The organism is Mycobacterium sp. (assembly GCF_036273375.1).
GTDB lineage: Bacteria > Actinomycetota > Actinomycetes > Mycobacteriales > Mycobacteriaceae > Mycobacterium.
In genome coordinates this window covers 1-7,960 of sequence record NZ_DASUHS010000214.1, presented here as the reverse complement: position 1 = coordinate 7,960, position 7,960 = coordinate 1, and the positions used below count along the sequence as shown (strand labels likewise).

Sequence of the window (7,960 nt, the reverse complement as noted above, 5' to 3'; positions counted from 1 at the left end):
CGATGCAACACTAGTGTTGAAAAAATATCGATCCATCTCAGACGTCGCTGGCGAGCCACTCCCCTTGCCCGTCAGTATGAGCCAACGATCATGTTGACAGGAGCCATGAGCAGACATACGTTCGAGGGTGTTCAGCAGCTCGGACCGTCGGAGTAAGTAGGTGAGCATGCCCGGACTCAGATTGACCGCGCATAACCGGATCGCCGAGGTGGTCATCGACCGACCTCCCGTCAATGCGCTGTCCCGCGAGACCTACAGAGAGATAAAGCAGGTCTTCGACAGCTTCCGCGACAGGGACGACATCTCGGTCGTAGTGTTCACCGGTGCCGGGGATCGAGTCTTTTGCGGCGGACGCGACATACATGACCTCCAGGTCGAACGATCCGAGCCTGGCTCAGCGAACGTCGGCGACCCAGCGTATTTGGGGAGGGAGGCGTTCTTTGCGGTACGGCACTGCGCGGTGCCGGTTATCTGCGCCGTCAACGGGGCGGCGGTGGGCGCGGGCGTGGCCTTGGCCGCGGTGAGCGACATCGTTCTGGCGGTGGAGTCCGCGACCTTCGCCCTGGCGGAGATCGACGTCGGCGTCTTGGGGGCGGCGTCCTTTGCCCAGTGGATGGTCGGCCCGGGCAAGGCCCGGCGGATGTTCTATACGGGCGAGCGAGTGTCGGCCGCCGAGATGTATCGCCTCGGCGGTGTCGAGGCAGTCGTTAGCCGTGCCGACCTCTTGACCGAGGCCCATGCGTTGGCCAGCGTGATCGCGGCCAAGGACCCGGTCGCTATCCGCATGGCGAAGGCGTCGGTAGTCCGCACTGACACACTGCCGCTAGAGACGGCATATCGCACCGAGCAGGACTACACCCGTCACCTGTCTGCGTACGCGAACTCGGCCGATGCCATCGCCCGGTTCGTGAACAAGCGGTAGCACCTTCATCTCACGATTCCGGGGTACCGCTGGGTACCGGGATATCCTTGGTCGTCAGCCCGTCCGTGAGGGGCGAAGTGCGTGACCTGTCCCGTCGCAAGTGCGCTTTTCGGCCTATGACCTGGATGAGGCCGACGAGTCCCTTGGGGGCCTTGATCATGAAGATCACGATGAGCGCCCCGTAGACGACCTCGGCGTAGCTGCTAGCGTCCTGACTGGCGTTTGACGAACTCGTAAACGTGTTGATGATGTCTGGGACGAAGATCGGCATGGTGATTATGACAACGGCACCGATCAACGGTCCGGCCTGGCTGTCGAGGCCACCGATCAGGATCATTGCGATCACCGAGATAGACAGCGAAAGCGTGAAGCTGTCGTAGGTGACCGACTCGGTAAAGTGGGCTGTCAATCCGCCCTGGATGCCGATGATAGCCGAGGTGATCACGAACAGGCTGAGTTTGTAACGCGATACCGGAATGCCCATTATCGACGCCGCGATCTCGTGATCCCGGATCATGCGCCAGGCGCGTCCGCTGCGGCCGCTGCGCAGCCACGAGAAAAGGATGATCGTCGCGGCAAGCACGCCGAGCAGCAGCCAGGCCCAACTCGCCGACTGCTGTGAGATAGTACCGGTGAATACGGGCTTCAGGAAGAAGCCCGCCGCGCCGACGGTATCGTTCTGGTACTGCTGCCCAACGAAGTCAGCCAGGTAGAACGCGGCGAGGGTAGCCAGCGCCAGGTACATGCCGCGTATTCGCAAGGCTGGCAAGCCCACCATGAAACCGAACACGGCACATGCCAACCCGCCGATGATCACGTCAAACGGGAAGGGTACGCCGGCGCGAGATGCCCACACCGCCGCAAAGGCACCACCGGCGAGAAACGCGACATTTCCAATGGAAACCTGGCCACCGGTTCCCATCAGCAAGTCAAGTGCCATGGCGCCGATTGCAGACAGCAGAATCGTGTCAACGATGTAGATAGAGTACGACGACCCGGCCGCAGTGACGAAGGCGACCACGATGAAAGCGACAGCGATGATAAGGTACCTCTGCTTGATGAGGTTTCGCCAGTCGAAGGCACGCCTCGGAGCAGCGCTGCCGGTGCCCGTTATCGCGCTAGTCATGACTTAAACCCTCCTGACGCTTCGCGTGCCTGCGATGCCCTGCGGCAGGAATAGCATGACGACGAGAAGGACAAGATAGGTGACAACTGTGACATACTCTCCGCCAATGTACGCTGCGACGAAACCCCCAACTAGGCCGATACCGAAGCCGCCGATGAGGGAACCAGGGATACTGTCAAGGCCGCCGAGTAGTGCGGCGGGAAATGCGAGCAGAGCTAGGCCCTCGATTCCTTGGTTGACCGAGTTCACACTGCCGTAGGCGATGCCTGCGACGCCCGCAAGCACGCACGCCAAGGCCCACGATCCGAGATAAACCCAGTGGACGTTGATGCCGCCCTGGCTGGCCAGCAACGAATTCTGGCCGGCGGCCCGAATCCGAACTCCCAATGAGGTAAATCGAAAGACGAGCACGAGTGCGACCGTCAGGATGACGGCGAATGCGCTGATCTCCAGCGACGCGACACTGAATGTTGCTCCGAAGATCCTCGTTGAGCCATTCGAAAGTCCCGGAATCGTGATTGTGTACTGCGTCTCCGGGAAAACGATGCCGATGACGCCGTCAGCAACTGCAGCGAACCCCAGTGTGGCAATGACGGCTACGAAGTGCGGTCGGCCGATCGTGGAGCGCAAGACAAAGCGAAACAGCATCGCGCCGAGCGCGCCCACGATGCCCAAGCTGATCAACGCGAGGAGGGCGAAGGGGAGACCTGAATGGCTCTGCAGTCGCCCTACGATTAGCGCGGCCAACAGCATGAAGCTGCCATGCGCGAAGTTGAACGTCTCCGTCGCGCGAAAGATGATGACGATGCCAAGCGTCACGAGCGAGTACACCGCGCCGAGCGAGAGGCCGCCGATGATCGCTGCCGTCAACTCAGACATCTGTGGTCGCCACCTTCTGCTCGCGCACGGACACCTCGCCCGTCATGGTCGCCCTGAACTGCTCAGAGGCGAGGACTTCGCTGGTCGGGCCCTGCAGCGCAACCGAGCCGGAGGCTAGGCCGAGCACTCGGTGGGCGACGGCACGAACAAGGTCCATGTGATGCTCGACGATCATCATCGGGATCTGAAACTCCTTGTTGATCATCAAGAGCATGTTCTCGATACGTGCGCGTTCGGCTCGACCGAGTCCAGAGGACGGCTCGTCAAGCAGCAAGACCCTTGGCCGGGAGATCGTGGCGCGAACAATGTCGACCATCTTGCGCGGGCCGTAGGCGAGCCGCCCTGCCTCGACGTCGGCTAGGTCGGCGAGCCTGAACAGGCCAAGCAGCTCTTTCGCATTCGCGCGAGCCTTGCGTTCGGCCTTGCCAACCTTGAGTCGATGGATGACCTGATCCGCTAGCGAATACCCGATTGTCGCGTGCGCACCGCATAGGACGTTCTCCAGGACACTGAGCGAATCGATCAGCCTCGGATCCTGAAAACTGCGTCCCACCCCGCAATGCGCAATCTTGGTTGGGTGGGCGTTCGTTACGTCCTTACCGTAGTGTCGGACCTCGCCGCTGGCCTTTGGCACGAGGCCACAGATCGCGTTCAGCAGCGTGGTCTTGCCGGCACCGTTAGGCCCGATGATCGCTACGATATGGTCGGCGTTGACCGACGCCGAAACGTCGGTCAACGCCCGCAGACCACCAAAGGCAACGCTTAGGGCACGGACTTCGATCGCGCTGGCGTGCAGCGTGTCATGTTGGGTGCCGCCCGGATTCCACTCGTGATCTTCGTTCACGTCCGTACCCTTAACTTCCAGGTCTATCCGCTAACCGTTCCCGGAGCCGATCCCGACATTGATCGGATCACTTTCCGAGAACTGGCGTGTGGCTGGGTCGTAGCTGCGGAACCGGACCGTGCTTACGGCGGCGTGGTCAGATCCGCTGAACGTCACCGGCCCGTAAGAGACACCGTTCGGAACGGTGAAGTTGGAAACACGCTCCAACGCGCCGTTTAGCGCAGTGCTCGAGCAACTGCCACCGCACAGCTTGAGCGCATCGGCGAGCATGTACACGGTCACCCAGCCGGACATTGAGAAGATCGAGCCCGACATTTCAGTCTTCTTGCCATGGGAATCCGCAATGGCGAGAACGCGAGGCAGTTCGGACGGGTAGGGATCGGCAGTCATGGCATAGTAATTGGCCGAGCCGATCTGCTGGAGGGTGCCCTGTCCGGCTCCCGAGGGAATGCCGACCTGCAGTGCTCCCACGCCCGCGGCCGTGAGCGCCTTCGACACTACAACGGTGTCATCCGTCGAGCCGAGTGTGAGCACGACGTTCGGCTTGTCGCGTGCGATCGCGTCGGCCTGCGTTGCGAAGGACGCGAGAGGTAGGTTATACCGCTCGACGCTGGCGACCTTGCCACCGCTACCCTTCAGTAGCGTGCTGACGTCTTTGATAATAACGTCGACATATGGCGAATTGATGGCCGCGATATCGATGGACTTGCCGGACAGGGACCCGTTCTCATGCTGCTTCACGAACTGGTACATTGCCTGGGCGTCCTGCTGGGCGGTCAAGCTCGACTGGTACAGATACGGCTGCGCCGGGTAGACCGAGGTGTCGGGAAGAGCCGGGCTTAGGAAGGGCACGTGCGCAGACTGCACGAGCGAGGTGATTGCCGATGCGCCCGCGGACCCGGAGAGCATGATCAGGGCAAGGGGGTTCTCCGCTACCGCCTTCTGGGCTGCGGTAAGCGCCATGCTCGGGCTCGACTGACTATCGATGACCTGGAGATTCAACTTCTTGCCGTTGACGCCACCGCTAGCGTTGATGTTGTCCACGGCCACCTCGGCGCCGGCGGCGCCAGGCGCCGATACGCTCGAAAAGCCACCGGAAAGATCCGAGATCAGCACGACATTATAAGCGCCGCCGCTCGATCCGGAGCTACTCGAGCCGTTCGCGGCCGTGGTCGTGGACCCGGCCCCGTTACCGCAGGCCGCGAGGGCCAGCAGCGAAAGCGCGGCAAGGCCAGCGCCTAGAATTGTCCGGTGTCTTCGTTGTACTCGCATGACATATTTTTCCTTCCGTGTATCTATTTTTCGGTTTTTTCGGGCTTTTCGGGCAGCGATGGCCCCGCATCGCAAGACATCTCGATTCATGCGCGGGCTTATCGATACTGCGGTCCGTAACTGGAGATGTCGTCTAGGCGCCGACGTACCCAATCCCGAGCAAGTCCTTATTCGCGAAGTCGGCGGATCGCCCGTGTTTCGTGGTGCGACCGCCTTCGAGTAGATAGCAGTACTGCGCCGTTGCCATTGTATGAGTAGTGCTTTCGTCAATGACGAGGCATGCGGTTCCCTCGGCAGTGATGCTTTCGAGTGCCCCGAAGAGGGGTACCTGCAGGCTAGCGTGCAGGCCGAGTGTCATCTCGTCAACGATAAGCAACTTGGGGCGGTTGACCAGGGCACGGATGATCGCGACCATCTGTTGCTCACCCCCGCTGAGCTTGCCGGCGCTCTGCCCTAGGCGGTCGCTAATTTTAGGAAACAATTGCAGACCGAATTCGATTACTTCGTCCCGCTCGGCGCGAGGCCGATGCATCCCTGCAGAGATGAAATGCTCACGCACACTGAGGTTGGGAAAGACTTTATTGCGTTCGGGAACCGCCGAGATACCGAGCTTGACGAGGCGATGTGGCTCCCACCCCGTCACGTTTACGCCATCGAAGAAGACCTTGCCGCGGACGATATTCATGTCCTCGTTCCTGAGGACGCCGCTCAACGCCCGGCATGTCGTGGTCTTTCCCGCACCGTTTGCGCCGATCAACGCGACTATCTGGCCTTCGTCAATCTCGATCGAGACGTCCTCGATGCCGAGGGCTCCGTTCGGATAACGCAGCGCGAGATTCTCTGCCCTGAGAAGCATCGACGCCTCCCTCTCTTCGGTACTCAGGTCGGAGTAGCGGTCTTGGAGTATTTGTAACCTGCTTGCCGACCGCCATCGATAACGTATTGACCACCGGTAATGTAGGCCGCATCGTCTCTCGCGAGGAAGGCAATCAGGGCGGCTACGTCCGCCGACTCCGCGATACGCCCTAGAGGTGGCGGTTCGGACGCGTTGGCCGAACCTATGGCGGCAACTGCCGAATCGCCGCTCATGGGCGTATCGACCTTTCCCGGATGAATCGAGTTGACGCGAATGTTGTACTGGCTGAGTTCGATTGCCGCGCAGCGGGCGATCATCGTGTTTGCTGCCTTGCTCGCGCAGTACGCGGCCAGCCCCTCGATGCCCACTAGCCCGGCGACCGACGACAGAATGACCACGGAGCCTCCACCGTTCGCTCGCATCGGGTCCAGCACGGCCTGTATGCCGTGGAGTACGCCAATTGCATTGGTCTCGAATGCGCGGCGGAAGTCGTCTGGTGTCGTCTTCTCGAAAGGACTAGAGAGCATGATTCCGGCGTTGCAGACGAGGATGCTAGGACCACCGAAGGTGGCCCGCGTGAACTCGATTGCCTGGTACCAGTCATCTTGATTCGCGACATCGAGATGGACGTACGCGGCACGAGGTCCGAGGCCTTCCGCGACGGAACGGCCTAGGTCGTCGCGGACATCCCCGATAACGACTTGCGCACCGTCGGCCACGAGCCTACGAGCAGTCGCTTCACCGATGCCGCGCCCGGCGCCGCTTACGATCGCGACCTTGCCCTGCAGCGGCGGATATGGAGCCACGTCACTCATGAATCTTGTCCTGTCAGTTCCACGGCAGCCGCCGCGCATAGACCGGTCTCCTAGCCTGCGAAGAGGCTGGCTGCCTGTTCGCAGGCGTCGTGCTCCGGGTTGGCTGCGGCATCGTCGAGTGCCGCGAAGAACGCCGTCTCGTTAGAAGGCGTCCACGCGTTCGGTTGGGCCGGCCGGTTGAGTATCAACTGGACGATGCCCGGTTCGGAGCCGTTGGCGATCAGCTCTGTCGTCTCCATGGGGACAAGGTAGCCCTGGCGAGCTCGTAAGTCAACGGTGATGTTGACAGAACTGCTACGCTGGCGCTGTGGAATATCTACCCGAGTCAACACGAGTGGCTGTCATCGGCGCCGGGATCATGGGTTCGGGGATCGCCCAGCTGGCGGCGACCGCCGGCCACGAGGTTGCCCTCTTCGACGCCGACCAGGAGCAGCTCGCCCGCGGCCGCGTCAAGATCGAGGCGAGCCTTAAGAAACTAGTGTCCAAGGGCGTGCTCGAAGAGCCTGACGGCGTGCGCGCGCTGCAGCGGCTGCACCCCCGCAGCTCCGTCGTCGAGGCCGCGGACGGCGCCGACCTGGTCATCGAGGCAGTAGTGGAGCGATTGCCGGTCAAGCAGGCGATACTCGCGGAGGCCGCGGGGGTCGCGTCACCAACGGCCCTGCTGGCCACCAACACCTCCCAGCTGTCCATCACGGCGATCGGCAGCGCGCTGCCCGATGCCAGCGACCGAGTCGTCGGCATGCACTTCTTCAACCCCGCGGTTCTGATGCGCCTGGTGGAGATCGTCGCTGGACTGGAAACCAGCGAGGCGACCATCGCCGCCGCGAAGGCTTTCGCCGAGAGCCTTGGCAAGGAGACCGTGGTCTGCAGGAAAGACAGCCCAGGCTTCTTGACGTCGCGTATCGCGGCCATCGTGCGACTGGAGTGCATGCGCATGCTCGAAGAGGGCGTCGGCACGGCCGAGGACATCGACCGCGCCCTGCGACTCGGCCTCAACTTCCCCATCGGACCGCTGGAACTCGGCGATCGCAACGGGCATGACACGTTCCTGCTGGTGCTGGAGTCGCTGGCAAAAACACTTGGCGAGCGATTTCGTCCGACTGTGGGCCTGCGAAACCTGGTCGCCGCCGGACGGCTCGGACGCAAGTCCGGGCGGGGAATCTACCGCTACGACGAGCATGGCGCGATCGTCCGCTCAGCGCCTCCGGTATGATCCGCGCGACCTTTTCAACATGTTTGTTGACAG

9 protein-coding genes are annotated in these 7,960 nt (G+C 61.8%); 2 read left to right on the top strand and 7 right to left on the bottom strand.

Annotated elements, in window-relative coordinates; genetic code table 11:
- The first annotated feature begins 166 nt into the window (after positions 1–166).
- Positions 167–922 carry an enoyl-CoA hydratase/isomerase family protein gene (locus VFW69_RS19560; RefSeq protein ID WP_526503649.1) on the top strand — a complete coding sequence of 252 codons (756 nt, stop codon included), beginning with the start codon at positions 167–169 and terminating at the stop codon, positions 920–922.
- 10 nt (positions 923–932) lie between these two features.
- On the opposite strand, the gene VFW69_RS19555 is transcribed toward VFW69_RS19560, so the two are convergent.
- From VFW69_RS19555 to VFW69_RS19525, 7 genes are all read right to left on the bottom strand, one after another.
- Positions 933–2,048, bottom strand: coding sequence for a branched-chain amino acid ABC transporter permease (locus tag VFW69_RS19555; RefSeq protein ID WP_526503647.1), 1,116 nt, complete (start codon positions 2,046–2,048; stop codon positions 933–935).
- A 3-nt stretch (positions 2,049–2,051) separates the two neighbouring features.
- Positions 2,052–2,927 (bottom strand): branched-chain amino acid ABC transporter permease, encoded by an 876-nt coding sequence (locus tag VFW69_RS19550; RefSeq protein ID WP_526503645.1) that lies wholly within the window; start codon positions 2,925–2,927, stop codon positions 2,052–2,054.
- Positions 2,920–3,663 (bottom strand): ABC transporter ATP-binding protein, encoded by a 744-nt coding sequence (locus VFW69_RS19545; protein WP_526503643.1) that lies wholly within the window; start codon positions 3,661–3,663, stop codon positions 2,920–2,922. The genes VFW69_RS19550 and VFW69_RS19545 overlap by 8 nt, the downstream gene beginning before the upstream one ends.
- Before the next feature lie 138 nt (positions 3,664–3,801).
- The gene (locus tag VFW69_RS19540) at positions 3,802–4,887 is read right to left on the bottom strand and encodes an ABC transporter substrate-binding protein (protein WP_526503641.1); all 1,086 of its coding nucleotides are present in this window, start codon (positions 4,885–4,887) and stop codon (positions 3,802–3,804) included.
- Positions 4,888–5,176: 289 nt separating this feature from the next.
- Entirely contained in the window at positions 5,177–5,899 is a 723-nt protein-coding gene (locus tag VFW69_RS19535; protein ID WP_526503639.1) for an ABC transporter ATP-binding protein, read from the bottom strand.
- Between the two features lie 23 nt (positions 5,900–5,922).
- Positions 5,923–6,714 (bottom strand): SDR family NAD(P)-dependent oxidoreductase, encoded by a 792-nt coding sequence (locus VFW69_RS19530; RefSeq protein ID WP_526503637.1) that lies wholly within the window; start codon positions 6,712–6,714, stop codon positions 5,923–5,925.
- A 50-nt stretch (positions 6,715–6,764) separates the two neighbouring features.
- Positions 6,765–6,953: a hypothetical protein gene (locus VFW69_RS19525; protein WP_526503635.1), complete on the bottom strand. Its 189-nt coding sequence runs from the start codon at positions 6,951–6,953 to the stop codon at positions 6,765–6,767.
- 68 nt (positions 6,954–7,021) lie between these two features.
- On the opposite strand from VFW69_RS19525, the gene VFW69_RS19520 reads away from it, so the two are divergent.
- On the top strand, positions 7,022–7,927 hold the full coding sequence (locus VFW69_RS19520; RefSeq protein WP_526503633.1) for a 3-hydroxyacyl-CoA dehydrogenase family protein: 906 nt from the start codon (positions 7,022–7,024) through the stop codon (positions 7,925–7,927).
- Positions 7,928–7,960: the final 33 nt, after the last annotated feature.

Coding starts and splice junctions, on each gene's coding strand:
- VFW69_RS19560 (WP_526503649.1), top strand. CDS start 167: ATGCCCGGACTCAGATTGACCGCGCATAACCGGATCGCCGAGGTGGTC.
- VFW69_RS19555 (WP_526503647.1), bottom strand. CDS start 2,048: ATGACTAGCGCGATAACGGGCACCGGCAGCGCTGCTCCGAGGCGTGCC.
- VFW69_RS19550 (WP_526503645.1), bottom strand. CDS start 2,927: ATGTCTGAGTTGACGGCAGCGATCATCGGCGGCCTCTCGCTCGGCGCG.
- VFW69_RS19535 (WP_526503639.1), bottom strand. CDS start 5,899: ATGCTTCTCAGGGCAGAGAATCTCGCGCTGCGTTATCCGAACGGAGCC.
- VFW69_RS19530 (WP_526503637.1), bottom strand. CDS start 6,714: ATGAGTGACGTGGCTCCATATCCGCCGCTGCAGGGCAAGGTCGCGATC.
- VFW69_RS19525 (WP_526503635.1), bottom strand. CDS start 6,953: ATGGAGACGACAGAGCTGATCGCCAACGGCTCCGAACCGGGCATCGTC.